Below are 25,118 nucleotides of genomic sequence, written 5' to 3' on the forward strand. Positions count from 1 at the left end.
CAAGGCAATGCCAACAAGCGGCAGAAGCTATTAAAAACGAAGCAAAACGGCGGTGCGCACATGCCGCTGTGCGCGGTGCCGGCCCTCGCGCCGGGTCAGGCGCAAGGGCCGGTTCTCCGGCGCCGCCTCAGCAGCCGCGCCTGCGCAGCGCGCCCAGGCTGAACAACCCCAGCACACCCGCCAGCAAAGCCAGCGCCCATTCGCCCAGGGTCGGAATGGCCCGGGTGTCGGCGGGCACGGGCGCTCCCAGCAGCGCGAAGCCGCCCGGGTCGGTGATGGTGCCGCCCACGGTGTCGCTGTCGCCCAGGCCGTTGTCGGTCAGCGTCAGCGTGGCGCTCAGGCCATCGGGGGCGAGCACGGCCTTCTGTGCGGGCAGTTGGTACCAGTGCGGCTGGGTGCAGGCGTTGCCCCGGCAGCCGTTGTAGCCGTCGGGCGTGGGGCCGTACTTCATGTAAACCGCGCCCTGGGGCACGGGGCTGGTGAAATGCAGCGTCACGGTGGCATCGCTGCCCGGGGCCCCGCTGTCCAGGTTCAGCGCCAGCACGCCGGCGGGGAAGCTCGTGCCTTGCGGGGCGGCCGCGGGAGGCGTGGCGCTGAAGCTCGCGCTATTCACCTGCCAGCCATTGGTGGGGGCGGAGACGGAGCCCTTGCCGCCGCCCGCGTTGGCCCAGGGAGCCTGGCAACTGGCCGGGGTACCGCCGTTCTCGCCCTGGCACTGCCAGGTGTACTGGCCGCTGGCACTGGAGGCGGCGCCGGGCGTGCCCGCGCTGCACAGGTTGGCGGCAGGGGCCGTGGCCTGGGCCTGGCCGGCCGCCGCGCCGCAGGCGCCGTCGACCGGGGCAGCGATGGTGACCGGGGTTTGCAGCTGCGGCGCGGCGTCGTAGTTCGCGTTGCCCGCCTGGTCTGCCGCGATGGTGCAGGTACCGCCGGCCAACATGGTGACGGTGTTCTGCGCCACGGTGCAGACCGCCGGGCTCTGGCTGGTGAAGGTGACCGGGTTGCCGGAGCCGCCGCCCGTGGCCTGCACGGTGAACTGGCCGCCCTGCGCATACACCACGGACGCGGGCGTGGTGGCGAAGCCGGTGATGGCTTGCGCGGCCTTGTTCACGGTGTGGTTCAGGCTGCCGCTGGCGCTGTGGTTGGCCGCGTCGCCCGCGTAGCTGGCGGTGATGGCGTGTGCGCCCACCGCCAGCGCGGGGGCGGCGCAGGTGTAGGGCGCGGCGGGCGCGGTGCACAGCACGGCAGCGCCGTCCTTGAACGTGACCGCGCCCGTGGGGCTGCTCGCGCCCGCCAGCGTGGCGGTGAAGGTCACGCCCTGGCCCCAGGTGCTGGGGCTGGCGGGGGAGGCAGAGAGGCCGAGCGTGGGAGCACCTCTCGGCGTGACCGCGTTGGTGACGGCGGGGTCGGAGAACTGGCCCGCCGAGCCGTTTTTCGCCACCACGCGGAAGGTGTAGCTGGTGCCGTTGGTCAGGCCAGTGACGGTGCAGCTGGACGCGGCCCCGTCGTTGGCGGTGCAGGATTTGGTAGGGGCTTCGACGGCGGTGGCGGTGTAGCTGTCCACCGCGACGCCGTAGGGGTCTGTCCACACAGGCGTCCAGCTCACCTGCGCCGTGGTGTTGCCCGCCGTGGCGGTGACGCTGGCCGGCTGGGGCGGCTTGCCGGCCAGCACGGTGATGGAGAGGGGCTTCTGGGCCGACGCGCAGCCGCTGTTGTCCGAAGCCGTCACGCCGAAATTGAACGTGCCGGTGGCCGTGGGGGTGCCGGAGATGGCGCCGCCGGACGACAGCGCCAGGCCGGGCGGCAAGGCCCCTGCCGTGATGGCGAAGGAGGGCGCGCCCAGCGCGCCCGTCTGCGACAGCGTGGCACCGCCGTACGCCTCGCCAGCCGCCCCGCTGCCCGGCGTGCCGCTGACCGTGAGGGTGGGGCAGACGTAGGGCGTGTACGCCACGTCGTCGAGGCCGATGTAGTCGCTGTTGGTTCCATCGGGTCCGCCGTTGGTCACGAAGTAACGGTAAGCGATGCGGCCGGACGTGGGAGCAGGCAAGCCGGCAACCGTAATCGTGTACTGGGTCCACGTCTGCGGGTAAACGCCCGCTTGCAAGGCGGGGTTGATATCCAACAAAAGCGTTGTGAAGTCGCCCAGGGCGGTGGCACCGGATCCCACGTTCGTGCTCGCGCCATTGGTACTCAATCGGATCTGTAGACGATCAGGGTAGTCGGTCTGGCCGCTGCCAATCGTGGGTTTTCGCGTGTAGAACGTCAGTACGTCGCCATTGCGCAGTGTCCGGTTCGGCATGAGCAGCCAGTTGCTGATGGTGTTGTTGCCGGTGGTGTTTGCGCTGTTGGCCGCGATGTAGGCATTGGCCGCGCCGCTGCGGGCGGGAAATGTAGTGACGTCGACGAGGCCCTGATACCAATTCGGCATGAGGCCGACCGGATTGCTGTTGTTCTGCATGACCCAGCCCTTGCCCGCCAGGGTGGTGACGTCATCGAAGCCCTCGGTGATGGCCTGTGCCCGGGCCACGCCCGGCAATGCGGCGGCGGCTGCCAGCAGCAGGGCCGCCGAGGCGCGCACGGCAGGCGCGTGGATGGATGTGTTCATGGTGTGCCCTTTCCCGTCTCAAGAAGGCGGGCACGGTAACAAACCGCAACCAGCGAAGATTGCACTGGATTACAGTGCCTGGCAGCCGTGCGGATGTTTTAGGTCAAATCAGGCTCAAACCCTTTGCTGGAAAGCGCTGGAAGCTATGAATAGCGAAGCATGCGCCACGCCCCTGCGCCCGGTTTCAGGCGTCGCGCGGCGCCAGCCGCAGCGGCAGGGTCAGCCGGTAGCCCTTGCCGCGCTGGCCGGTGATGGGGTTGCCCGCGCCCGGCGGGTCTTGCAGCTTGTGCCGCAGCCGGCTGATGAGCACGGCCAGGTTTTCGGCCGTCAGCGGGGCGCCCATGTGCCGGCCCAGGGTGTAGAGCAGGCGTTCGCTGTCCATTTCCTGCTGCGGCGCCAGGGCCAGGGTTTCCAGCAGTTGGGCCTCGCGCGCGGTCAGCGCCCAGGCGTGGCCGTCGGGCGCACGCAGTTGCTGCTGCCGGGGCAGCAGCTGGTAGCACGGGCTGGGCTGGGGGCGCTGCACGCGGCGCAGCAGGTTGGCGATGACGGCTTCCAGCTCGACGACGTTGGTGGGCTTGGTGAGGTACACGTCGCCGCCCGCGCGGTAGCCCGTGGAGCGGTCCGAGGGGCGGGTGCGGGCCGTGAGCAGGACGATGCCCAGCTCGGGGTGGGTCGTGCGCAGGCGCTGCGCGATGCTGAAGCCGTCTTCGCCGGGCAGGTTGACGTCCAGCACCGCCACGTCGATGGGGTGCCGCGCGATCAACTGGTTCAGGGCCTCGCCCGAGTCGGCCTCCAGCACGCGCCACTGCGGGCGCTGCAGGTAGTCGCGCATTTCTTCGCGCAGGTCGTCGTGGTCTTCCACCAGGACGACGGTCAGGGGTTCAGGCATAGCTCGAAAACGATGTGGTGGGGGTCGGGCACATGGCGCACGCTGGCATGCATCAGCCGCGCCACCTGGGCCACCCAGTACAGGCCCAGGCCGGTGCCGCTGCAAAAGAGCGCGCCAGGCGCGCGGTAGTACTTCTGGAACAGTTGCGCCGGGTCGGGCCAGCCGCCCCGGCCCGGCGCGTTGCGCACGGTGATACGGGCGCTGGCCGCGCTGGCCGCCAGCTGCAGCGTGACGGGGCGGTCCGGGTCGCCGTAGCGCAGGGCATTGTCCAGCAGGTTGCGCACCATCAGGCGCAGCAGCACGCCATCGACGTGCGCCCGCACCCCGGCTTGCAGCTCCAGCCGCAGCCGCTCGGCCTGCGGCGCCTGCCCGGCGCATTCGGCCAGCAGCGCGGCGAGGTCTTCCGTCCGGGCCTGCACCGTGAGGGCGCCCTGCTCCAGGTGGTCCACGGCCACGCAGCGCTCCAGGATGGTGTCGATGTTGTCCACGGCCCGCTGCATCTTGGCCAGGCGCGCGGCGCGGTCTTCGGGCGGGGCGTGGGGGTCGCGCTGCAGGTGCTGGGTGGCCACCCGCAGCAGGGACAGGGGGTTTTTCAGCTCGTGCAGCACCATGCCGAGGAAGCTGCTGGTTTCCGCGTGGCGCTGTTTCTCGTAGTGCAGCGCCAGATCGGTGGCGTGCTTCTGCTGCGCCACGGCGGCCTGGCGCTGGAATTCGAGCTGCGTGTGCCGGGCCATGATGGCCAGGGTCATCAGCATGGTGAAGAAATTGCTGGGCAGGGTCGGGTACAGCGACAGGGTGGACGGTATGGTGAAAGGCACGATGGCGGGCAGCAGCCACAGCAGCAGGTAGACCACGAGGCAGATGCCGAAGGTCTTGAACAGCACCCGCAGCGCCCGGTCCTCGATGGACACGAACCAGACTACCACCCCGCCCCACAGCGAGATGCACAGCATGCCCAGGTTGTTCAGCGCCATCGCCTTGGCGCCGTGCCCCAGGCCGATCAGCAGCAACTGCGCAGGCAGCAGCGCCATGCAGGCCGTGTAGGCCCAGGTACACCAGGGCGGGACGTGGAACAGGCGCAGCATCTCCCGGAACAGCAGGCAGGCCAGCGTGAAGTGAATGCTGTTGGTGCAGAAAATGGCCAGGTCGAGCACGCCTTGCGACTGGGGCAGCACATACTTCGCGAACAGCCCCATCTGCAAGCCCACCATCACGAAGGTGGCGAAATCGAACCCCGCGGTAATCAGCCACAGGGACTGGCCCGTGGCGCGCCAGCCCAGCAGGGAGATGCACAGCACCACGACGCTGAAGCCGATGTACAGGCCAACGAGCACGTGGGTCTGGATGTCGAATTCGCGGCTTTCCGGCGCCGAGATGACCGTGAAATGCGCAATCGCCGAATCGCTGCGCACCCGGACATACACCGTGGAGCCCTCCCCCGGCGGGCTGTGCAGCAGCACGCTGAACGCCAGCTCGCCACGCTCGCGCGCCTGGTAGGCATGGCTGCTGCCCAGGCGCTGCACCGCCCAGGCGCCATCCTGCGCGCGCTGGAATACCTGGATGTCCTGCAAGAGGCCGGGCTGTACCCGCACGACCCAGTCACCCGCGGGCGGCGGCGGCACCTGCAAGCGCACCCAGAAAGGGGTGCCCTTGTTGCGCAGCGGCAAAAGGCCGGTGAAGGGCTGCCAGCCCTGGGCGTGCTGGATGTCGTCGATCGACAGCGCGCCGCCCGGGTCTTCCAGGTAGCTGCGCTGCTGCACCAGGTCCAGCGCGGCGTGCGCTGGCAGCGCCAGCCCGGCCCACGCCAGCAGCGCGCAGCACAGCCGCCGGACCAAGACGCGGAGGGGATGAAGCCTGGGGGCGGGCGCGAGGGGGAGTGGAAGCATTGCCATGGATTTTCATGGCAACGCCTGCGCCCCATCTAGAACAGCACGCGGCAGCGGATGGTGCCGTCCACCTGCGAGAGTTTTTCCAGCGCCAGTTCGGAGGACTGCGCGTCCAGGTCGATGACCACGTAGCCCAGCTTGTCGTCGGTCTGCAGGTACTGGCCGGCAATGTTGACGCGCAGTTCCGCGAACACCTGGTTGATGGCCGAGAGCACGCCCGGCTGGTTGTGGTGCACGTGCAGGATGCGGTGCTTGCCCGGGTGCGCGGGCAGCGCCACCTCGGGGAAGTTGACCGAGGTGATGCTGGTGCCGTTGTCGCTGTACTTCACCAGCTTTTCCGCCACTTCCAGGCCGATGTTGGCCTGCGCCTCCTGCGTGGAGCCGCCGATGTGCGGCGTCAGGATCACGTTGTCCAGGCCGCGCAGCGGGGAGGTGAATTCGTCCTTGTTGCTCTTGGGTTCGACGGGGAACACGTCCACCGCCGCACCCGCCAGGCGGCCTTCGCGCAGCGCCTGGGCCAGCGGGTCGATCTCGACCACGGTGCCGCGCGAGGCGTTGATGAGGATGGCGCCGGGCTTCATCGCGGCGATTTCGGCGGCGCCGATCATCCACTGCGTCGAAGGCAGCTCGGGCACGTGCAGGCTCACGATGTCGCTTTGCTCCAGCAGCGCGTGCAGCCCCGCCGCCTGGCGCGCGTTGCCCAGCGGCAGCTTGCCCACCACGTCGTGGAAGACGACCTGCATGCCCAGCGCCTCGGCCAGCACCGACAGCTGCGAGCCGATGGCGCCGTAGCCGACGATGCCCAGCGTCTTGCCCCGGGTCTCGTAGGCGCTGTCGGCGCTCTTGAGCCAGCCGCCGCGGTGCGCGGCGGCATTGCGCGCGGGCACGCCGCGCAGCAGCAGGATGGCTTCGGCCAGCACCAGCTCGGCCACCGAGCGCGTGTTGGAGTACGGCGCGTTGAACACCGCGATGCCGCGCTCGCGCGCCGCCTGCAGGTCCGCCTGGTTGGTGCCGATGCAGAAGCACCCGATGGCCACCAGCTTGTGCGCATGCGCCAGCACCTCGGCCGTGAGCTGGGTGCGCGAACGCACGCCGATGAAGTGCGCATCGGCGATCTTGCGCTGCAGCGCCTCGCCCTCCAGCGCGCCGGGCAAGGCCTCGATCTGGGAATAGCCCGCCGCGCGCAGCACCTCCTGGGCACTGGGGTGAATGCCTTCGAGCAACAGGAAACGGATCTTGCTTTTGTCCAGGGATGTCTTGTGCAGCATGGGAGGGCCTTTGGCGGAAAGTGACAGGGGACAAGCATGCTGCATCGCACAAAACCTTAGCGAATGCACCGCTATTGGGCAAGCGCCGCGCCATTCGTCACAATGCGCCCCTGACGGCAGGCTGACGACGGGTTTCCCCCGGTTGTGACCCAGGGGAGGCTTGTGCGACAACGACACCGTTCTGTCATCGGCGCCCCCTACCCTGGGTCGTTTGGTGGCCCTTGCCATCCCAACAGGAGTCTTTCATGCAATTCAAGCAACTGGCCTTGGCCGCAGCCATCGCCGCCACTGCGGCGGCTGCGCAAGCGCAGACCGAAATTCAATGGTGGCATTCGATGACCGCCGTGAACAACGAGTGGGTCAACGACCTGGCCAGGCAGTTCAACGAAAGCCAGAAGGACTACAAGGTGGTGCCCACGTTCAAGGGCTCCTACCCCGAGAGCATGACGGCCGCCATCGCCTCGTTCCGCGCGGGCAACTCGCCGCACATCCTGCAGGTGTTCGAGGTCGGCACGGCCACCATGATGGCCAGCAAGGGCGCCACCGTGCCCGTGGGCAAGGTGATGCAGGACGCCGGCCTGGCGTTCGACCCCAGCGTATACGTGCCGGCCGTGGCCGCCTACTACACGGCGCCCAACGGCCAGATGCTGAGCTTCCCGTTCAACAGCTCCACCACCATCTTCTATTACAACAAGGACGCCTTCAGGAAGGCCGGCCTGAACCCCGACAAGGCCCCCGCCACCTAGCCCGAGGTGTTCGAGGCGGCCAAGAAGCTCAAGGCCAGCGGCCACAGTTGTCCCATGACGCTGGCCTGGAACGGGTGGACGCAGCTCGAATCGTTCTCGGCCTGGCACAACGTCGAGTACGCGACGCACCAGAACGGCCTGGACAAGGAAGGCTACAAGGCGCGCCTGAAGGTCAACTCGCCGCTGCACCTGCGCCACATCGAGAACCTGGCGCAGGCCGCGAAGAACGGCGAGTACGTCTACAAGGGCCGCAACGCCGACGCCGAAGGCTCGTTCGTCTCGGGCGAGTGCGCGATGATCCAGACCTCCTCCGGCTTCTATGGCAACGTGGCGAAGAACGCCAAGTTCACCTACGGCCTGGCTCCCCTGCCCTACTACCCGGACGTGAAGGGCGCGCCGCAGAACACCGTGATCGGCGGCGGCTCCCTGTGGGTCATGGCGGGCAAGAAGCCCGAGGAATACAAGGGCGTGGCCCGGTTCTTCGACTTCCTGTCGCAGACCAAGGTGCAGGCCGCCAGCCACCAGCGCACCGGCTACCTGCCCATCACCATGGGCGCCTACGAGCTGACCGACAAATCGGGCTTCTACCAGCAACGCCCCGGCACCGACGTGGCCGTGACGCAGATGATCCGCAAGGTGACCGACAAGTCGCGCGGCATCCGCCTGGGCAACTACCTGCAGATCCGCACCATCGAAGACGAGGAGCTGGAACTGGTCTGGGCCGGCAAGAAGACGCCCCAGGAAGCGCTGGACGCCATCGTCAAGCGCGGCAACGAGCTGCTCGCGCGCTTCGAGCAGGCCAACAAGGGCAAGTAAGCGGCCTTCCGCCTCGGCCTCCGCCGCCCACGGGCGCGGAGGCTTTTTGCCGTTTCTGGAACGACCTTCATGGAAAAACGTGTCCTCTTCCGCTCCCGCTGGCTGCCCTGGGCGCTGCTGCTGCCCCAGTTGGCCATCGTGGGCGTGTTCTTCTTCTGGCCCGCGAGCCAGGCCATCCTGCAGTCGGTGCAGATGGAGGATGCCTTCGGCATGAGCCGCGAGTTCGTCGGCCTGGAGAATTTCCGGCGCCTGTGGGACGACGCGGCCTACCTGGATTCGTTCAAGATCACCGCGCTGTTCTCGGTGCTGGTGGCGGGCGTGGGCATCGTGCTGGCGCTGGTGCTGGCGATCTTCGCCGACCGCATCACGCGCGGCGCGCTGGTCTACAAGACGCTGCTCATCATGCCGTACGCCGTGGCGCCGGTCATCGCCGGGGTGCTGTGGATGTTCATCTTCTCGCCCTCGATCGGCGTGCTGGCCTACGGGCTGGGCAAGCTGGGCTACACCTGGAACCACCTGATGAACGACAACCAGGCCATGGCGCTGATCGTCATCGCCTCGGTGTGGAAGCAGATCTCGTACAACTTCCTGTTCTTCCTGGCGGGCCTGCAGTCGATCCCCAAGTCGCTGATCGAGGCCGCCTCGATCGACGGCGCCGGCCCGTGGCGGCGCTTCTGGAGCATCCAGCTTCCGCTGCTCTCGCCCACCACCTTCTTCCTCCTGGTCATCAACATCGTCTACGCCTTCTTCGACACCTTCGGCATCGTCGATGCCACCACGCACGGCGGACCGGGGCAATCCACCTCCATCCTGGTCTACAAGGTGTACCAGGACGGCTTCAAGGCGCTCGACCTGGGCGGCTCGGCCGCGCAGTCGGTGGTGCTGATGGTGATCGTCATCGCGCTCACCGTGGTGCAGTTCCGCTACGTCGAAAAGAAAGTGCAGTACTGAAATGACCCCCACGCTCATCGCTTCGCGTATCGCCGCCCCCCGAGGGGGCGAGTCAGTGCCTTCGGGCGGCCGGGCGGCACTGCCATGATCGACCGCCGCCCCTGGCTCACTCTCCTGTCGCACGCCGTCATGGTCCTCGGCGTGGCCGTGGTGGCCTTTCCGCTCTACCTGGCCTTCGTGGCCTCCACCCACACGCCGGACGCCATCGTGCAGGTGCCCATGCCGCTGCTGCCCGGCAGCCACATGTGGGAAAGCTACAAGGCCGCGCTGTTCGGCGCGGGCAAGCTCGGCTCCAACACCACGGCGGCGCACATGATGTGGGTCAGCTTCGTGGTGGCCATGGTCATCACCGTGGGCAAGATCGCCATCTCGCTGCTGTCGGCCTTCGCCATCGTGTACTTCCGCTTCCCGTTCAAGATGCTGTGCTTCTGGGCCATCTTCCTGACGCTCATGCTGCCGGTGGAAGTGCGCATCCTGCCCACCTATAAGGTGGTGGCCGACCTGGGCCTGCTCAACAGCTATGCGGGCCTGACGCTGCCGCTCATCGCCTCGGCCACGGCCACCTTCCTGTTCCGCCAGTTCTTCCTCACCGTGCCCGACGAGCTGGTGGAGGCCGCGCGCATCGACGGCGCCGGCCCCATGCGCTTCTTTCTCGACATCCTGGTGCCGCTGTCGCGCACCTCGATCGCCGCGCTGTTCGTGATCCAGTTCATCTACGGCTGGAACCAGTACCTGTGGCCGCTCTTGATGACCACCACCGAGGACATGTACCCCATCGTCATCGGCATCAAGAGCATGGTGGCCACGGGCGGCGATGCCGCCATCGACTGGAACGTCGCCATGGCCACGGCCATCCTCGCCATGCTGCCGCCCACGGCCGTGGTGATCCTGATGCAGAAGTGGTTCGTCAAGGGCCTGGTCGACACCGAAAAATAAGCATCAAAACCGGCTCCAGCCCTTGCCCATCAAGCGCTGGCAGCTATCAAACCGATTGCAAACATGGCATCCATCTCCCTGCGCAACATCGTCAAGCGCTACGGCCACGGGCCGAAGGCCCACCCGGTGATCCACGGCGTGAACGCCGAGATCGCGGATGGCGAATTCATCGTGCTGGTCGGCCCCTCGGGCTGCGGCAAATCCACGCTGCTGCGCATGATCGCCGGGCTGGAGGAAATCACCGGCGGCGAGCTGCGCATCGGCGACCGCGTGGTGAACGGCCTGGAGCCGGCCAAGCGCAACATCGCCATGGTGTTCCAGAACTACGCGCTGTACCCGCACATGAGCAACTACGAGAACATGGCCTACGGCCTCAAGCTCGCCAAGGTGCCCAAGGACGAAATCCGCCGCCGCGTGGACAAGGCCGCCAGGATCCTCGAACTCTCGCACCTGTTGGAGCGCAAGCCGCGCGAGCTCTCGGGCGGCCAGCGCCAGCGCGTGGCCATGGGCCGCGCCATCGTGCGCGAGCCCCAGGTGTTCCTGTTCGACGAGCCGCTGTCCAACCTCGACGCCAAGCTGCGCGGCCAGACCCGCATCGAGATCCAGAAACTGCACGCCGAGCTGGGCATCACCAGCCTGTTCGTCACGCACGACCAGGTCGAGGCCATGACGCTGGCGCAGCGCATGATCGTCATGAACGCCGGCAACGTCGAGCAGTTCGGCACGCCCGAGGAGGTCTACCACCAGCCCGCCTCCACCTTCGTCGCCAGCTTCATCGGCTCGCCGCCCATGAACCTGCTCAAGCATGCGCCCGGCGGCCAGGCCGGGCGCATCCTGGGCGTGCGGCCCGAGCACATCGACCTGGCGCCCGGCGACGGTAGCGGCGGCTGGGAATTCACCGTCGAAACCGTCGAGCTGCTCGGCGCCGAGCGCCTGCTCTACGGCAAGGTGGGCGGCGAGGACGTGACCGTGCGCGTCGAGGAAGGACGCCCCTACCCCAAGCCCGGCGAAACCACGCGCATCGCCGCGCGCGCCGACCGCCTGCACTGGTTCGACCAGGCGACAGGCCATAGGATCACGGCATGAACACGTCCCTCCCCGCCTGGCCCTACCCCCGCTGGATCGCCCACCGCGGCGCCGGCAAGCTCGCGCCCGAGAACACCCTGGCCGCCTTCCGCCTGGGCGCGCGGCACGGCTGGCGCATGTTCGAGTGCGACGCCAAGCTCAGCAGCGACGGCGTGCCCTTCCTGCTGCACGACGCCACGCTGGAGCGCACCACCAGCGGCCAGGGCACCGCGGGCGACCTGCCCTGGGGGGCGCTGGCCCGGCTCGACGCAGGCGCCTGGCATTCGCGCGCCTACGCGGGCGAGCCCCTGCCCACGCTGGAAAACGTGGTGCGCTGGTGCCTCGCCAATGGCCTGGACCTGAACGTGGAGATCAAGCCCACCCCGGGCACCGAAGACGCCACGGGCCGCGCCGTGGCCGTGCTGCTGGCGCGGCTGTGGCCCGCCGCCCGCACCGCGCCGCTGCTGACCTCGTTCCAGCCCGCCGCGCTGGAAGGCGCGCGCGCCGCCGCGCCGGCGCTGCCGCGCGGCCTGCTGGTGGACCGCCTGGCGCCGGATGGCGGCGACGTGCAAGCCGCCCTGGCCCTGGGCTGCCAGGCCATGGTGCTGAACCACGCACTGTGGGACGCCGCGCTGGTCGCGCACGTGCACGGCACGGGCCTGCGCTGCCTGAGCTACACGGTGAACGACGAAGCGGCGGCGCAGCGCCTGGCCGGCCTGGGCACCGACGGGGTCATCACCGACCGGGTGGATCTGTTCTGCCCCGCAGGCTGAGAAAGCGCCAATTCAGCGCCAGCCACGCTGCAGCAGCCACTGGCAGCTCGCGCACACCAGCACCAGCGCGGCGTAGGTGAGCATCCGGCCGTCGCGCCCCAGCCACCACAGGCCGGCCAGCAGCACGGCGCAGCCCACTACGCTATTGATAGCTGCTTGCGCATACCAGGCAAGGGCCGAGGCCCCTTTGGGCCCAAAGAAACGCCCACCCAGCGCCAGCAGCAGCGCCAGGAACAGCGCGGGCGCGGCGAAGTTGAACAGGTGGCCGAGGAAGGCGAAGAAGTCCACGAGCGTGACGTAAATCAAGACATATGCAGTACCCATTTCCCGGGGCACCGCAGGGGCAGCGGCGAATTTTATAATCCGCCCCCATGGCAGTCTGGGCCCTCGGCATCAACCATACGACCGCGCCGCTTGATCTGCGCGGCCGTTTTGCGTTCGCGCTTGACCAGATCGCGCCCACGCTGCAGGGCCTGCGCCAGGCCTTGACCGAAGGCACGCGCCACCCGGCGGTCGAGACCGCCATCATTTCCACCTGCAACCGCACCGAGATCTACTGCGCCGCCACGCAGCCCGCGCTGGACCACACCCTGGGCTGGCTGGCGCACACGGGCGGCGTGAATGCGTCGGTGCTGCGCTCGCACTCCTACACCCTACAGGACGGACTGGCCGCGCGCCACGCCTTCCGCGTGGCCAGCGGGCTCGACTCCATGGTGCTGGGCGAGGCGCAGATCCTCGGCCAGATGAAGGACGCCGTGCGCGCTGCCGAAGGCGCGGGCGCGCTGGGCACCACGCTGAACCAGCTGTTCCAGCGCAGCTTCGCCGTGGCCAAGGAGGTGCGCACCAGCACCGACATCGGCGCGCACAGCATCAGCATGGCCGCCGCCGCCGTGCGCCTGGCGGGCCAGCTGTTCGAGGACCTGGGCCAGATCCGCGTGCTCTTCGTCGGCGCGGGCGAGATGATCGAGCTGTGCGCCACGCACTTTGCGGCCAAGACGCCGAAGCACATCGCCATCGCCAACCGCACGCTGGAGCGCGGCGAGAAGCTGGCCACGCGCTTCGGCGGCGAGGCCATGCGCATGGCCGACCTGCCCGAGCGCCTGCACGAGTTCGACGCGGTGGTGAGCTGCACCGCCAGCAGCCTGCCCATCATCGGCCTGGGCGCCGTGGAGAGCGCGCTGAAGAAGCGCCGCCACCGCCCCATCTTCATGGTCGACCTGGCCGTGCCGCGCGACATCGAGCCCGAGGTGCAGCAGCTCGAAGACGTGTACCTGTACACCGTGGACGATTTGGCCAGCGTGGTGCAGAAGGCCCACGCCAACCGCCAGGCCGCCGTGGCCCAGGCCGAGGCCATCATCGACGCCGGCGTGCAGAGTTTTCTGCACTGGGTCGAGCTGCGCAGCCCAGCCCAGGGCGGTGCCGGCGGCACCGGCGGCGTGGTGCCGCTGATCCAGCAGCTCAACGCCCAGGCCGACGAATGGCGCGCGCTCGAGATCGCCCGCGCCAAGAAGCGGCTGGCCAAGGGCGAGGACATCGACAGCGTGCTCGAAGCCCTGTCGCGCGGCCTCACGCAGAAGATGCTGCACGGCACCATGGCCGAGCTGCGCGCGGGCGACGCCGAATCGCGCACGCAAACGGCGCAGACCGTCTCGCGCCTGTTCCTGCGCTCGCAGAGCAAGAGCAGCCTGTAGCGGCGCTGCACGCGCCCGCCTTCCGTTTTTCAAGCCTTTTCGGCCTCCAGCGCTTGCCAGGCAAGCGCCATCAGCTACCAAGGTGGTAGCAAAACCCCTCCGATTCCCATGAAATCCTTTCTCCGCAGCCAGTTGGAACGCTACGCGCAGCGCCTCGAAGAGCTGGACTTCCTGCTCTCGCGCGAAGACATCATGGCCGACATGGCGCAGTACCGCGCCATCTCGCGCGAGCACGCCGACGTGACCGCCGTGGCCGGGCGCTACGCACGCTACCGCCAGCGCGAGGCCGATCTGGCGGGCGCGCGCGAGATGCTCGAAGACCCCGACATGGCCGAGATGGCGCAGGAGGAAGTCGCCGCCGCCGAGGCCGAGCTGCTGCAATTGGAAGACGAATTGCAGCGCCTGCTTTTGCCGAAGGACCCCGACGACGCGCGCAACGCCTTCGTCGAAATCCGCGCCGGTACGGGTGGCGACGAATCGGCCCTGTTCGCCGGCGACCTGGCGCGCATGTACACGCGCTACGCGGCCACGCAGGGCTGGAAAATCGAGGTCATGAGCGCCAACGAGAGCGAGATCGGCGGCTACAAGGAAGTGGTGCTGCGCGTGGAAGGCGACCACGTGTACGGCGCGCTGCGCTTCGAGTCGGGCGGCCACCGCGTGCAGCGCGTGCCCGCCACCGAGACGCAGGGCCGCATCCACACCAGCGCCTGCACCGTGGCCGTGATGCCCGAGCCCGACGAGACACAGGCCGTCACGCTGAACCCGGCGGACCTGCGCATCGACACCTTCCGCGCCAGCGGCGCGGGCGGCCAGCACATCAACAAGACCGACTCCGCCGTGCGCGTGGTGCACATTCCCACCGGCATCGTCGCCGAATGCCAGGACGGGCGCAGCCAGCACAGCAACAAGGCCAAGGCGCTGCAGGTGCTGCAGGCGCGCATTCAAGAGAAAGAGCGCAGCGAGCGCGCCGCCAAGGAAGCCGCGCTGCGCAAGGGCCTCATCGGCTCGGGCGACCGCAGCGACCGCATCCGCACCTACAACTTCCCGCAAGGGCGGCTCACCGACCACCGCATCAACCTCACGCTGTACAAGCTGCTGGCCATCATGGAGGGCGACCTGGGCGAAGTGCTGCAGGCCCTGCAGCACGCGCGCGAGGCCGAGCTGCTGGCCGAGCTGGAAACCTCGATTTGAAAGAAAAAGGCCTCCAACCCTTGCCAGGCAAGCGCTACCAGCTCCTGAAACCATAGTGAATACCCCTCTGCACAACGCCTTGCAGCACGCCCAGCAGCACCTGGGTCTGGCGCGCATCGACGCGCAAATGCTGCTGCTGCACAGCCTGGGCCGCGACCCGCACGACCGCGCCTGGCTGCTGGCGCACGACGGCGATGCGCTGCCCGCCGGCACGCTGGCCGCCTACCAGGCCCTGTGCCAGCGCCGCGCCGCGGGCGAGCCCGTGGCCTACCTGACGGGGCGCAAGGCCTTCTATGGCCTGCCGCTGGCCGTGGATGCGCGCGTGCTCGACCCGCGCCCCGACACCGAGACCCTGGTGGACTGGGCGCTGGAGCTGCTCGCGCCGTGCGCCGCGCCGCGCATCGCCGACCTGGGCACCGGCAGCGGCGCCATCGCCCTGGCCCTGCAAAGCCAGCGCCCCGACGCCCAGGTGCTGGCCGTGGACGCCAGCGCCGGCGCGCTGGCCGTGGCGCAGGCCAACGCCGCGCGGCTGGGCCTGCCGGTGCGCTTCGTGCGCAGCCACTGGCTCGACGGCGTGGCCGGGCCGTTCGACGCCATCGTCTCCAACCCGCCCTACATCCGGGCGGACGACCCGCACCTGGCCGCGCTCACGCACGAGCCGCTGTCGGCCCTGGCCAGCGGCGCCGACGGGCTGGACGACATCCGCGCCATCACCGCCCAGGCGCCCGCGCGCCTGGCGCCCGGCGGCTGGCTGCTGCTGGAACACGGCTGGGACCAGGCTGAGGCGGTGCAGGCGCTGCTGCGCGCGGCGGGCTTTGCCGCCGTGGCCAGCCGCCACGACCTGGCGGGCATCGCCCGCTGCACCGGCGGGCGCCGGGACGGCTAGGACGTGTTCAGGGGGGCCGCACCAAAGCCCTTTGGCGCGAAAGATGCACCAAGGGTGAAATAATCGCCCCCACCGCCGCGCGCACCCACACGTCCCCCGCGCGCGGCCCGTTTTCAGGAGTATCCATGGACAACGCTACCCGCGAACGCATCGACCAACTGGTCAAAACCAACGACATCCTGCTGTTCATGAAGGGAACGGCCAGCTTCCCCATGTGCGGCTTCTCGGGCCGCGCGGTGCAGATCCTCAAGGCCTGCGGCGTCGATGCCAAGGACATCGGCGCCGTGAACGTGCTGGAGGACGACGCCATCCGCCAGGGCATCAAGGACTACAGCAGCTGGCCCACGATCCCGCAGCTCTACGTGAAGGGCGAATTCATCGGCGGCTCGGACATCATGATGGAGATGTACGAATCGGGCGAGCTGCAGCAACTGCTGGGCGCGCAGGGCTGATCGCCCCCCGCGCCATGCTTCCGGGCCGCCTTCGGGCGGCTTTTTCGTTCCACATGGCCCCTGGCTACACTGTCACGCATGAGTCTGCTCGAAAGCTTTCTGACCATCGTCCTGCTGATCGCCGCCAGCGCGTTCTTCTCGATCGCCGAGATTTCGCTGGCCGCATCGCGCAAGCTGCGGCTGCGCCAGATGGTGGACGAAGGCGACGCGCGCGCCGGGCTGGTGATGCGCACGCAGGAGCAGCCGGGCGAGTATTTCACCGTGGTGCAGATCGGGGTGAACGCCGTGGCCATCCTGGGCGGCGTGGTGGGCGAAGGCGCGCTCACGCCGTATTTCTCCGGCTGGCTTGCGCCCTGGCTGGCGCCCGAGACGGCGGCCACGGTGGGCTTTCTCGCCTCGTTCGTCCTCATCACCTCGCTGTTCATCCTGCTGGCCGACCTGCTGCCCAAGCGCCTGTCGATGGCCGAGCCGGAGCGGCTGGCGGTTCTGGTGAGCCACCCCATGCAGTGGCTCACGGCGCTGTTCAAGCCGCTGGTGTGGCTGTTCAACTGGCTGGCCAACCGCCTGGCGGCGCTGCTGGGCCTGCCCACGGTGCGCGACGACCGCGTCACGTCGGACGACATCCTGGCCCTGATGGAGGCCGGCGCCCGCGCCGGCGTGCTGGCCGCGCGCGAGCAGCAGGTGATCACCAACGTGTTCGAGCTGGATTCGCGCACCGTGGCATCGGCCATGACGCAGCGCGACCGCATCGCCTACTTCCTGCGCGACGATCCGGACACGGTGATCCGCGTGCGCATCGCCGCCGAGCCGTTCTCCACCTACCCGGTGTGCGACGGCGACATCGACCACGTGGTGGGCTATGTGGATGCCAAGGACCTGTTCCAGCGCGTGCTGAACAACCAGGCGCTTTCGCTGGCCGACGACAGCCTGCTGCGCAAGGTGCTGATCGTGCCCGACCGGCTCACGCTGGCCGAGGTGCTGGAGCAGTTTCAGCAAGTGCACGAGGATTTCGCCGTGATCGTGAACGAATACAGCCTGGTGGTGGGCGTGGTCACGCTCAATGACGTGATGAGCACGGTGATGGGCGGCCTGGTGGGCCCGACGGACGAGGAACAGATCGTGCGCCGCGACGAGAACTCGTGGCTGATCGACGGCGTGACGCCCATCGAGGATGTGCTGCACGCGCTGCAGCTCGATGCGCTGCCGCACGCCGAGGAGTACGAGACCCTGGCCGGCTTCCTGATGGTGATGCTGCGCCGCGTGCCCCGGCGCACTGACAGCGTGACCTTCGGCGGCTACAAATTCGAGGTGCTGGACGTGGACAGCTACCGCATCGACCAGGTGATGGTGTCGCGCCTGCCCCTGGAGGCGGTGTCCCCTCAGAAGGTGTGAATGAATCCGGCGTGCCCGAGCGGGCCGCACAAACGTGCGCCATCAAGGCGCAAAGCGCAGCCATAGCGCGGGCTATGGCGAGCATTTGCAACGCCGAGGGCGTGCGTTTTTGCGGGATGAGCGGGCATGGCGGATTCGTTCACACCTTCTCAGCCGTTTGAGCGCAGTTCCGCCGTCTGCAGCGGCGGCGGAAAGACCCAGTTGCGCTGGGCGCCGAACACCGCGTCCGGGTAGGGCGACTTGCCCCGGCTGCCGTTGTAGCGCCCCAGGGCCATGAACAGGTCGCCACGTTCGCGCTCGATGTAGTGGCGCAGGATGACGCAGCCGAAGCGCAGGTTGGTCTGCATGTGGAACAGCTTGCCGGCATCGCCGTCGCCGATCACGCGCGTCCAGAACGGCATGACCTGCATGTAGCCGCGCGCGCCCACGCTGGAGACGGCGTACTTGCGGAACGCGCTCTCCACCTGGATCAGCCCGAGCACCAGCGACACGTCGAGCCCCGCGCGCTTGGCCTCGTACCACGCGGTCTGCAGGAAGTCGCGGCGCACCTCCCAGTCGGGCTTGCGGCGGCGCAGGCGGTCGCTCATGGTGCCGAGCCAGCGCAGGTAGTGTAGGCGCGCCTCGGTGGTGAAGAAGTCGGGCTCCGGCGGCGCCTGGTTGGCCACAGCGGAACTGAGTGCGGTGCGCACCGAATCCACCAGCGGCTCCTCCAGTTGCCCCCCCGCGTGGGCGGTGCCAGGCAGCGCCAGCCACGAGGCCGGGCCGGCCACGCCCCAGGCGGCGCAGCGCACCAGGCAGTGACGGCGGGATACAGAAGTGCTCATGGCCGTGCTCATGCCGACAGCCGGCCCCTCACATGGGCCGCGATGTCGCCCACCGCCACCTTGGTGGCGGCGGCGTCGCGCCGGTGCTGGTATTCGACCACGCCATCCTTCAGGCTCTTGTCGCCGATGGTGACGCGGTGGGGCACGCCGATCAGTTCCCAATCGGCGAACATGGCGCCGGGGCGCTCGCCGCGGTCGTCCAGGATCACGTCCACGCCCGCCGCGAGCAGGTCGGCGTAGAGCTGCTCGGCCGTGGCCTTCACGGCCTCGCTGCGGTCCATGCCGACCGGGCAGACGACCACGGTGAAGGGGGCGATGGCGTCGGGCCAGATGATGCCGCGCTCATCGTGGTTCTGCTCGATGGCGGCGGCAGGCAGGCGGGTGATGCCGATGCCGTAGCAGCCCATCTCGAAGAACGCCGGCTTGCCGTCCTCGCCGAGGAAGGTGGCGTTCATGGCCTTGGAATACTTGGTGCCGAGGTAGAACACGTGGCCCACCTCGATGCCGCGCTCGATGGCCAGTTCGCCCGCACCGTCGGGCGACTTGTCGCCCGCCACGACGTTGCGCAGGTCGGCCACGGTGTCGGGCTCGGGCAGGTCGCGCGCCCAGTTCACGCCGGTGATGTGGTAATCGGCCTCGTTGGCGCCGCAAATCCAGTCGGCCATCACGGCCACTTCGCGGTCGGCAATCACCTTCACCGGCTTCTTCAGGCCCATGGGGCCCAGGTAGCCCGGCTTGCAGCCGAAATGGTCTTCGATCTCGGCCAGAGTGGCGAAGCGGAAGCCCTTGTCCAGCCCAGGCACCTTGGAGACCTTGATCTCGTTCATGTCATGGTCGCCGCGCAACAGCAGCAGCCAGACCTGCGAGCCCACGATGTCGCCGGCGTCGTTCAGCGTGTCGGTAGCCAGCACCAGCGACTTCACGGTGGTGGACAACGGTACGCCAAGCAACTGCGCCACGTCGGCGCAGGTGGCCTTGCCCGGGGTGGGCGTCCTGGCCATGGGCGCCGAGGCACCCGGGCGCGGGGCGGCGGGCGCGAGCGCCTCGGCCTTTTCCATGTTGGCGGCGTAGTCGCTTTGCGGGCAGTAGACGATGGCGTCCTCGCCGGTCGCGGCGATGACCTGGAATTCCTCGCTCAGGTCGCCGCCGATGGCGCCGCTGTCGGCGGCCACGGCACGGTAGCGCAGGCCGAAGCGGTCGAAGATGCGGCGGTAGGCTGCCGCCATGACCTGGTAGCTGGCCTTGGCGCTGGCCGGGTCGCGGTCGAAGGAATAGGCATCCTTCATGATGAACTCGCGCCCGCGCATCAGGCCGAAGCGTGGACGGCGCTCGTCGCGGAACTTGGTCTGGATCTGGTACAGGTTCTTGGGCAGTTGCTTGTAGCTGCGCAGTTCCTGGCGGGCGATGTCGGTGACCACTTCCTCGCTGGTCGGCTGGATCACGAAATCGCGGTCATGGCGGTCCTTGATGCGCAGCAGCTCGGGGCCCATCTTCTCGAAGCGCCCCGTCTCCTGCCACAGCTCCGCCGGCTGCACCACGGGCATGGCGCACTCCACCGCGCCCGCGCGGTTCATTTCCTCGCGCACGATGGCCTCGACCTTGCGGATGACGCGCAGTCCCATCGGCATGTAGTTATAGATGCCGGCCCCCAGCTTCTTGATGAGCCCGGCCCGCATCATGAGCTTGTGGCTGGCCACCTCGGCGTCCGCCGGGGCTTCCTTGAGGGTCGAGATGAAGAATTGGGAGGCTTTCATGGATGGGCAATCGGGCTATTCGGGCAAGTACCCTTGGCAGGTACAGGGCAGCAGGCATAATGGCTGCAGTTTAAAAATTGGGGTTAGATTATGCTTGACCGGGACGGCTTCAGGCCCAACGTCGGCATCATCCTGCTCAACCACAGGAACCAGGTGTTCTGGGGCAAGCGCATACGCACCCACAGCTGGCAGTTTCCGCAGGGCGGCATCGACCGGGGCGAATCCCCCGAGCAGGCCATGTTCCGCGAGCTGCACGAGGAGGTGGGGCTCCATCCCCACCATGTACGCGTGGTGGCCCGCACCCGGGATTGGTTGCGCTACGAGGTGCCTGACCGGTATATCCGCCGCGACGCGCGCGGCCATTACAAAGGCCAGAAACAAATCTGGTACCTGCTGCAGCTGGTGGGGCACGACTGGGATCTGAACCTGCGCGCCACCGACCACCCCGAATTCGATGCGTGGCGCTGGAACGACTACTGGGTGCCGCTGGACGTGGTGGTCGAGTTCAAGCGCGGGGTCTACGAGATGGCGTTGACCGAGCTGGCGCGCTTCCTTCCACGCCAGGACCAGCGCAACCGGTATCTGCGCAGCGGCATGCGCACCAGGGAACAGCAACCGCCCCACGCTGCGCACAGCCTGCAACGTCCCTCCGGCATGGAGCTGCCGCCGGGAGCGAGCTTCGATCCCGATCCCCAGGCCAGCGAAGCACCTGCCTGCCCTGCCCCTCCCGCCAATTAAGAAAGCCCGCTGCAGCGGGCTTTTTTTCATGCGGGGTCAGCGCCCCACCAGCACCAGGTTGTCGCGGTGCACCATTTCAGGTTCTGCCGCATAGCCCAGCAGTTGCTCGAACGCACTGGACGGCTTGCGGCACAGCAGGCGTGCCTCGGCGCTGGCGTAGTTGGCCAGGCCCCGGGCAATTTCCCGCCCATCCGCATCCCGGATGGCGATCACGTCGCCGCGCGAGAATTCGCCCTCGACCAGGGTCATGCCGATGGGCAGCAGGCTCTTGCCTTCGCCGCACAGCTTGGCGGCGGCGCCGGCATCGACCACGACGGCACCGCGCAGCTGCAGGTGATCCACCATCCACTGCTTGCGCGCCTGGGTCTTGGCGGTTTGGGCCACCAGCAGTGTGCCAATGGCCTCGCCCTGTGCCAGACGCACCAGGACGTCCGGTTCGCGCCCCCAGGCGATCACCGTGGAGGCACCCGAGCCCGCGGCGCGCTTGGCCGCCACGATCTTGGTGATCATGCCACCCTTGCCGATGCTGGAGCCCGCGCCACCGGCCATGGCCTCCAGCGCCGGATCGCCCGCACGCGCCTCATGCACGAACTGCGCGGATGGGTCCTTGCGCGGGTCGGCGGTATAGAGGCCCTTCTGGTCGGTGAGGATGACGAGCACGTCGGCCTCGACCAGATTGGCCACCAGCGCGCCCAGGGTGTCGTTGTCGCCAAACTTGATTTCGTCGTTGACGACGGTGTCGTTCTCGTTGATGACCGGCAGCACGCCGAGTTGCAGCAGCGTCAGCAGCGTGGAGCGCGCGTTCAAGTAGCGCTCGCGGTCGGCCAGGTCGGCGTGGGTGAGCAGCACCTGCGCGCTGCGCAGCCCCTGCTCGCGCAGCTTGGTCTCGTACATCTGCGCCAGGCCCATCTGCCCCACGGCGGCGGCGGCCTGCAGCTCATGCACTTCGCTGGGCCGGGCACTCCAGCCCAGGCGCTTCATGCCCTCGGCAATGGCACCACTGGACACCATGATGACCTCGCGCCGCCCCGCGCCGTCGCCCTGCACCAGCGCCGCCAGCTGGCGGCACCACTGCGCAATGGCCGATTCGTCAAGCCCCCGGCCTTCGTTGGTCACCAGGCTGGAGCCCACCTTCACCACGATGCGGCGGGCATCGCGCAACACACTGGAATTCATTTTTGGTCTTTTTGGGCTCTAGCGCTTACCCAGAAAGCGCCAGAAGCTATCAAACAATGAGCAAAATCACTGGGGTGCATCGTCCACGAAGCGGGGATCGACCTCCACCACGCCATGCTCGGCCTGCTGCTGGTCGTGCACATGCTGGTAGATCGCCTTGATCAACGGCTCGCAGCCTTCGCGCGTGAGCGCGGAGATCTCGAACACCGGCCCCTTCCACTTGAAGCGCTTGACGAAATCCTTGACCTTCGCCGCGCGCTCATCGGCGGGCACCATGTCGAGCTTGTTGAGTACGAGCCAGCGCGGCTTGTCGTGGAGCTGCGCATCATATTTTTTCAGCTCGCCCACGATGGCCTTGGCCTGCGCCACCGGATCCACCGCGTCGTCAAAGGGCGCCAGGTCCACGATGTGCAGCAGCAAGCGCGTGCGCTGCAGGTGGCGCAGGAACTGGTGGCCCAGGCCCGCGCCCTCGGAGGCGCCCTCGATCAGGCCCGGAATATCGGCCACCACGAAGCTCTGCTCCGGCCCCACGCGCACCACGCCCAGGTTCGGGTGCAGGGTCGTAAAGGGGTAGTCGGCAATCTTCGGCCGCGCGTTCGACACGGCTGCGATGAAGGTGGACTTGCCCGCATTGGGCATGCCCAGCAGCCCGACGTCGGCCAGCACCTTGAGTTCCAGCTTCAGGTTCTTGCGCTCGCCCGGCCAGCCTGGCGTCTTCTGACGCGGTGCGCGGTTGATGGCGCTCTTGAAACGCAGGTTGCCAAAACCGCCGTCCCCGCCCTTGGCGATCGTGATGCACTCTCCGGGCGTCAGCAGCTCATAAAGCACCTGCCCCGTCTGCGCATCGGTGATGATGGTGCCGACGGGCATCTTCAGGGTGATGTCGTCACCAGCAGCACCGAACATGTCGGAGCCCATGCCGTGCTCGCCGCGCTTGGCCTCGTGGCGGCGCGAATAGCGGTAGTCCACCAGGGTGTTCAGATTGAGATCGGCCACCGCATAGACATGGCCGCCACGCCCACCATCACCGCCATTGGGGCCGCCGAACTCCTTGTACTTCTCGTGCCGGAACGACACGCAGCCGTTGCCACCATCGCCTGCGGCGATGTCAATATAGGCTTCATCGACGAATTTCATGGGGTATCCAGTTTAGACAAAACAGCCGCCCTGCCCTGAAAAGCACAAAGCCCCGCAAGGCGGGGCTTCGCAACAGCTTGCAGTGACAGGGCCTCAGGCGGCCGGGGTCACGTTCACCGTATGCTTGCTCAGCGCACCCTTGGTGCCGAACGACACATGGCCGTCCACCAGGGCGAACAGGGTATGGTCCTTGCCCACGCCCACGTTGAAGCCGGGGTGGAACTTGGTGCCGCGCTGGCGCACGATGATCGAGCCGGCGCTGATCAGCTCACCGCCGAAGGCCTTCACGCCGAGCATCTTGGGCTTGGAATCGCGCCCGTTTCGCGTAGAGCCGCCGCCTTTTTTCTGTGCCATGACTCAGACTCCGATTAAGCAGTGATCGCACCGATTTGCAGCTCGGTGAACTGCTGGCGGTGGCCTTGGCGTTTCTGATAATGCTTACGGCGACGCATCTTGAAAATGCGCACCTTGTCGTGCTTGCCGTGGGCCACGACGGTGGCTTTCACGGTGGCGCCGGACACCAGGGGCGTGCCCACCTTCAGTTCAGCGCCGTTGCCGACAGCCAGAACCTGGTCGATCACGATCTCCTGGCCAACGTCCGCAGCAATCTGTTCTACCTTGATTTTTTCGCCGGAAGCAACGCGATACTGCTTGCCGCCGGTTTTTATGACCGCGTACATGGATAACCTCTTGGATTGGAGAGTTCTGCAGACGGATTTCCGCAGAGCCGAGTATTGTAGCACGGACACCAATTTGCACCATCGCCTGCCCTGTGCACGGCTGCCCTTCCTATAATCCCGGGCACACCGCGTGCCTCCATCTTCCCGCGAGCGCTTCCCATCTTGACCTCGACCCCCAACCCCGCCATTTCGCCCCTCGCCCTCATCGCCGACGATATGCGCGCGGTCGATCGCGTCATTGCCCAGCGTCTCACCACCAGCGTGCCGCTGATCGGGCAAATATCGCACTACATCATCGCCGCTGGCGGCAAGCGCCTGCGCCCGGCATTGCTGCTGCTGGTGTGCGGCGCGCTGGGCTACCGCGGAGAACAACGCTTCAATCTCGCCGCCGTCGTGGAGCTGATCCACACCGCCACCCTGCTGCACGACGATGTCGTGGACGAATCCACAATGCGGCGCGGCCGTGCCACCGCCAACGAAAGCTTCGGAAACCCCGCCAGCGTGCTGGTGGGAGACTTCCTGCACACGCGCTCGTTCCAGATGATGGTCGAAGCAGGCAGCATGCGCATTATGGAAATCCTGTCGGAAGCGACCAACGTGATCGCCGAAGGGGAAGTACAACAGCTCATCAACATGCATGACGCATCCCTGGATGAAGCGGGCTACCTGCGCGTCATCCGGTCCAAGACCGCCAAACTGTTTGAAGCCAGCGCCCAATTGGGCGCCATTCTTGCAAGCAGCTCGCCTACCGTCGAGGCGGCCTGCGCCACCTACGGGCAGGCCCTGGGCACCGCATTCCAGATCATCGACGATGTACTGGACTACGACGGCGAAGCGGTAGAAATGGGCAAGAACATCGGCGACGATCTGCGCGAAGGCAAATCCACCCTGCCATTGATCGCCGCCATGCAGCGCGGCACACCGGAGCAGGCAGCCACGGTGCGCCATGCCATAGAGCAAGGCTCCACCGAGTCCTTGGAAGCAATTGTTGCCATCGTCAAGGAAACGGGCGCACTGGAGGTCGCACGCACAGCCGCCCATGCGGAAGCACAGCGCGCCATCGCGGCATTGGATTGCATTCCACGCAATATGCACTCTGCAAGTTTGCTACAATTAGCGGCTCAGCTGTTGTCGCGCCGAACTTGAAGCACAACGGCAGAGCACCATCGGGGTGTAGCTTAGCCTGGTAGAGCGCTACGTTCGGGACGTAGAGGCCGGAGGTTCGAATCCTCTCACCCCGACCAGACATCGAAAGCCCAGTCGCC

22 protein-coding genes, 1 tRNA gene and 1 pseudogene are annotated in these 25,118 nt (G+C 67.6%); 13 read left to right on the forward strand and 11 right to left on the reverse strand.

Annotated elements, in window-relative coordinates; translation table 11 throughout:
• Positions 1-127 precede the first annotated feature (127 nt).
• The 4 genes from YS110_10350 to serA all read right to left on the reverse strand — a co-directional run bounded on the left by YS110_10350 (position 128) and on the right by serA (position 6,645).
• Entirely contained in the window at positions 128-2,602 is a 2,475-nt protein-coding gene (locus YS110_10350; protein UJB65122.1) for an IPTL-CTERM sorting domain-containing protein, read from the reverse strand.
• Between the two features lie 184 nt (positions 2,603-2,786).
• Entirely contained in the window at positions 2,787-3,491 is a 705-nt protein-coding gene (locus tag YS110_10355) for a response regulator transcription factor (protein UJB65123.1), read from the reverse strand.
• Positions 3,476-5,377 (reverse strand): hypothetical protein, encoded by a 1,902-nt coding sequence (locus YS110_10360; GenBank protein UJB65124.1) that lies wholly within the window; start codon positions 5,375-5,377, stop codon positions 3,476-3,478. The genes YS110_10355 and YS110_10360 overlap by 16 nt, the downstream gene beginning before the upstream one ends.
• 35 nt (positions 5,378-5,412) lie before the next feature.
• A complete protein-coding gene (gene serA, locus YS110_10365; protein UJB65125.1) occupies positions 5,413-6,645 on the reverse strand; it encodes a phosphoglycerate dehydrogenase in 1,233 nt (410 codons plus the stop codon).
• 245 nt (positions 6,646-6,890) lie between these two features.
• Between serA and ugpB the strand changes: the two are divergent.
• From ugpB to ugpQ, 5 genes and pseudogenes are all read left to right on the forward strand, one after another.
• Positions 6,891-8,207, forward strand: a pseudogene (gene ugpB, locus YS110_10370) (sn-glycerol-3-phosphate ABC transporter substrate-binding protein UgpB).
• Positions 8,208-8,276: 69 nt separating this feature from the next.
• Positions 8,277-9,158 (forward strand): sn-glycerol-3-phosphate ABC transporter permease UgpA, encoded by an 882-nt coding sequence (gene ugpA, locus YS110_10375; protein UJB65126.1) that lies wholly within the window; start codon positions 8,277-8,279, stop codon positions 9,156-9,158.
• Between the two features lie 84 nt (positions 9,159-9,242).
• A complete protein-coding gene (ugpE, locus tag YS110_10380) occupies positions 9,243-10,094 on the forward strand; it encodes a sn-glycerol-3-phosphate ABC transporter permease UgpE (protein ID UJB65127.1) in 852 nt (283 codons plus the stop codon).
• Between the two features lie 63 nt (positions 10,095-10,157).
• Entirely contained in the window at positions 10,158-11,180 is a 1,023-nt protein-coding gene (locus YS110_10385; GenBank protein ID UJB65128.1) for a sn-glycerol-3-phosphate import ATP-binding protein UgpC, read from the forward strand.
• On the forward strand, positions 11,177-11,932 hold the full coding sequence (gene ugpQ, locus YS110_10390) for a glycerophosphodiester phosphodiesterase (protein UJB65129.1): 756 nt from the start codon (positions 11,177-11,179) through the stop codon (positions 11,930-11,932). Before YS110_10385 ends, ugpQ begins: the two co-directional genes overlap by 4 nt.
• A 12-nt stretch (positions 11,933-11,944) precedes the next feature.
• Here ugpQ and YS110_10395 read toward each other — a convergent pair whose 3' ends face one another.
• Entirely contained in the window at positions 11,945-12,220 is a 276-nt protein-coding gene (locus YS110_10395; GenBank protein UJB67417.1) for a hypothetical protein, read from the reverse strand.
• An 83-nt stretch (positions 12,221-12,303) separates the two neighbouring features.
• Here YS110_10395 and YS110_10400 point away from each other — a divergent pair, with 83 nt between their 5' ends.
• From YS110_10400 to YS110_10420, 5 genes are all read left to right on the forward strand, one after another.
• Positions 12,304-13,623 (forward strand): glutamyl-tRNA reductase, encoded by a 1,320-nt coding sequence (locus tag YS110_10400; protein UJB65130.1) that lies wholly within the window; start codon positions 12,304-12,306, stop codon positions 13,621-13,623.
• Positions 13,624-13,731: 108 nt separating this feature from the next.
• Positions 13,732-14,814 carry a peptide chain release factor 1 gene (gene prfA, locus YS110_10405; protein ID UJB65131.1) on the forward strand — a complete coding sequence of 361 codons (1,083 nt, stop codon included), beginning with the start codon at positions 13,732-13,734 and terminating at the stop codon, positions 14,812-14,814.
• Positions 14,815-14,869: 55 nt separating this feature from the next.
• Positions 14,870-15,700 (forward strand): peptide chain release factor N(5)-glutamine methyltransferase, encoded by an 831-nt coding sequence (gene prmC, locus YS110_10410; GenBank protein UJB65132.1) that lies wholly within the window; start codon positions 14,870-14,872, stop codon positions 15,698-15,700.
• Between the two features lie 125 nt (positions 15,701-15,825).
• The gene (grxD, locus tag YS110_10415) at positions 15,826-16,152 is read left to right on the forward strand and encodes a Grx4 family monothiol glutaredoxin (protein UJB65133.1); all 327 of its coding nucleotides are present in this window, start codon (positions 15,826-15,828) and stop codon (positions 16,150-16,152) included.
• 78 nt (positions 16,153-16,230) lie between these two features.
• Positions 16,231-17,544 carry an HlyC/CorC family transporter gene (locus YS110_10420; GenBank protein UJB65134.1) on the forward strand — a complete coding sequence of 438 codons (1,314 nt, stop codon included), beginning with the start codon at positions 16,231-16,233 and terminating at the stop codon, positions 17,542-17,544.
• Positions 17,545-17,693: 149 nt separating this feature from the next.
• Here the strand turns inward: YS110_10420 and YS110_10425 are convergent, their stop codons facing one another.
• Together YS110_10425 and YS110_10430 are read right to left on the reverse strand one after the other, a co-directional pair.
• On the reverse strand, positions 17,694-18,368 hold the full coding sequence (locus YS110_10425) for a lytic transglycosylase domain-containing protein (protein UJB65135.1): 675 nt from the start codon (positions 18,366-18,368) through the stop codon (positions 17,694-17,696).
• 8 nt (positions 18,369-18,376) lie between these two features.
• The gene (locus YS110_10430; GenBank protein UJB65136.1) at positions 18,377-20,122 is read right to left on the reverse strand and encodes a proline--tRNA ligase; all 1,746 of its coding nucleotides are present in this window, start codon (positions 20,120-20,122) and stop codon (positions 18,377-18,379) included.
• A 90-nt stretch (positions 20,123-20,212) separates the two neighbouring features.
• Here YS110_10430 and YS110_10435 point away from each other — a divergent pair, with 90 nt between their 5' ends.
• Positions 20,213-20,860 carry an RNA pyrophosphohydrolase gene (locus YS110_10435; GenBank protein ID UJB65137.1) on the forward strand — a complete coding sequence of 216 codons (648 nt, stop codon included), beginning with the start codon at positions 20,213-20,215 and terminating at the stop codon, positions 20,858-20,860.
• Positions 20,861-20,896: 36 nt separating this feature from the next.
• Here the strand turns inward: YS110_10435 and YS110_10440 are convergent, their stop codons facing one another.
• The 4 genes from YS110_10440 to rplU form a co-directional block, all read right to left on the reverse strand.
• The gene (locus YS110_10440) at positions 20,897-22,036 is read right to left on the reverse strand and encodes a glutamate 5-kinase (GenBank protein ID UJB65138.1); all 1,140 of its coding nucleotides are present in this window, start codon (positions 22,034-22,036) and stop codon (positions 20,897-20,899) included.
• A 66-nt stretch (positions 22,037-22,102) separates the two neighbouring features.
• The gene (obgE, locus tag YS110_10445; protein UJB65139.1) at positions 22,103-23,173 is read right to left on the reverse strand and encodes a GTPase ObgE; all 1,071 of its coding nucleotides are present in this window, start codon (positions 23,171-23,173) and stop codon (positions 22,103-22,105) included.
• Between the two features lie 93 nt (positions 23,174-23,266).
• The gene (rpmA, locus tag YS110_10450; protein UJB65140.1) at positions 23,267-23,527 is read right to left on the reverse strand and encodes a 50S ribosomal protein L27; all 261 of its coding nucleotides are present in this window, start codon (positions 23,525-23,527) and stop codon (positions 23,267-23,269) included.
• Positions 23,528-23,541: 14 nt separating this feature from the next.
• Complete coding sequence (rplU, locus tag YS110_10455) at positions 23,542-23,853, reverse strand: 50S ribosomal protein L21 (protein UJB65141.1); 312 nt, start codon at positions 23,851-23,853, stop codon at positions 23,542-23,544.
• Between the two features lie 216 nt (positions 23,854-24,069).
• Between rplU and YS110_10460 the strand changes: the two genes are divergently transcribed.
• Positions 24,070-24,999: a polyprenyl synthetase family protein gene (locus tag YS110_10460; GenBank protein ID UJB67418.1), complete on the forward strand. Its 930-nt coding sequence runs from the start codon at positions 24,070-24,072 to the stop codon at positions 24,997-24,999.
• Positions 25,000-25,020: 21 nt separating this feature from the next.
• Positions 25,021-25,097: transfer RNA gene (locus tag YS110_10465), tRNA-Pro, on the forward strand.
• Positions 25,098-25,118: the final 21 nt, after the last annotated feature.

It is taken from the genome of Acidovorax sp. YS12, from assembly GCA_021496925.1.
GTDB lineage: Bacteria > Pseudomonadota > Gammaproteobacteria > Burkholderiales > Burkholderiaceae_C > Paenacidovorax.

What these genes read in the sequence shown, in the direction of transcription:
- grxD (UJB65133.1), top strand. Translation starts at nt 15,826, where the DNA reads ATGGACAACGCTACCCGCGAACGCATCGACCAACTGGTCAAAACCAAC.
- YS110_10400 (UJB65130.1), top strand. Translation starts at nt 12,304, where the DNA reads ATGGCAGTCTGGGCCCTCGGCATCAACCATACGACCGCGCCGCTTGAT.
- YS110_10430 (UJB65136.1), bottom strand. Translation starts at nt 20,122, where the DNA reads ATGAAAGCCTCCCAATTCTTCATCTCGACCCTCAAGGAAGCCCCGGCG.
- YS110_10350 (UJB65122.1), bottom strand. Translation starts at nt 2,602, where the DNA reads ATGAACACATCCATCCACGCGCCTGCCGTGCGCGCCTCGGCGGCCCTG.
- YS110_10360 (UJB65124.1), bottom strand. Translation starts at nt 5,377, where the DNA reads ATGCTTCCACTCCCCCTCGCGCCCGCCCCCAGGCTTCATCCCCTCCGC.
- YS110_10425 (UJB65135.1), bottom strand. Translation starts at nt 18,368, where the DNA reads ATGAGCACTTCTGTATCCCGCCGTCACTGCCTGGTGCGCTGCGCCGCC.
- ugpQ (UJB65129.1), top strand. Translation starts at nt 11,177, where the DNA reads ATGAACACGTCCCTCCCCGCCTGGCCCTACCCCCGCTGGATCGCCCAC.
- YS110_10460 (UJB67418.1), top strand. Translation starts at nt 24,070, where the DNA reads ATGCGCGCGGTCGATCGCGTCATTGCCCAGCGTCTCACCACCAGCGTG.
- YS110_10355 (UJB65123.1), bottom strand. Translation starts at nt 3,491, where the DNA reads ATGCCTGAACCCCTGACCGTCGTCCTGGTGGAAGACCACGACGACCTG.
- YS110_10385 (UJB65128.1), top strand. Translation starts at nt 10,158, where the DNA reads ATGGCATCCATCTCCCTGCGCAACATCGTCAAGCGCTACGGCCACGGG.
- rpmA (UJB65140.1), bottom strand. Translation starts at nt 23,527, where the DNA reads ATGGCACAGAAAAAAGGCGGCGGCTCTACGCGAAACGGGCGCGATTCC.
- YS110_10420 (UJB65134.1), top strand. Translation starts at nt 16,231, where the DNA reads ATGAGTCTGCTCGAAAGCTTTCTGACCATCGTCCTGCTGATCGCCGCC.
- prfA (UJB65131.1), top strand. Translation starts at nt 13,732, where the DNA reads ATGAAATCCTTTCTCCGCAGCCAGTTGGAACGCTACGCGCAGCGCCTC.
- obgE (UJB65139.1), bottom strand. Translation starts at nt 23,173, where the DNA reads ATGAAATTCGTCGATGAAGCCTATATTGACATCGCCGCAGGCGATGGT.
- YS110_10440 (UJB65138.1), bottom strand. Translation starts at nt 22,036, where the DNA reads ATGAATTCCAGTGTGTTGCGCGATGCCCGCCGCATCGTGGTGAAGGTG.
- ugpE (UJB65127.1), top strand. Translation starts at nt 9,243, where the DNA reads ATGATCGACCGCCGCCCCTGGCTCACTCTCCTGTCGCACGCCGTCATG.
- YS110_10435 (UJB65137.1), top strand. Translation starts at nt 20,213, where the DNA reads ATGCTTGACCGGGACGGCTTCAGGCCCAACGTCGGCATCATCCTGCTC.
- ugpA (UJB65126.1), top strand. Translation starts at nt 8,277, where the DNA reads ATGGAAAAACGTGTCCTCTTCCGCTCCCGCTGGCTGCCCTGGGCGCTG.
- serA (UJB65125.1), bottom strand. Translation starts at nt 6,645, where the DNA reads ATGCTGCACAAGACATCCCTGGACAAAAGCAAGATCCGTTTCCTGTTG.
- rplU (UJB65141.1), bottom strand. Translation starts at nt 23,853, where the DNA reads ATGTACGCGGTCATAAAAACCGGCGGCAAGCAGTATCGCGTTGCTTCC.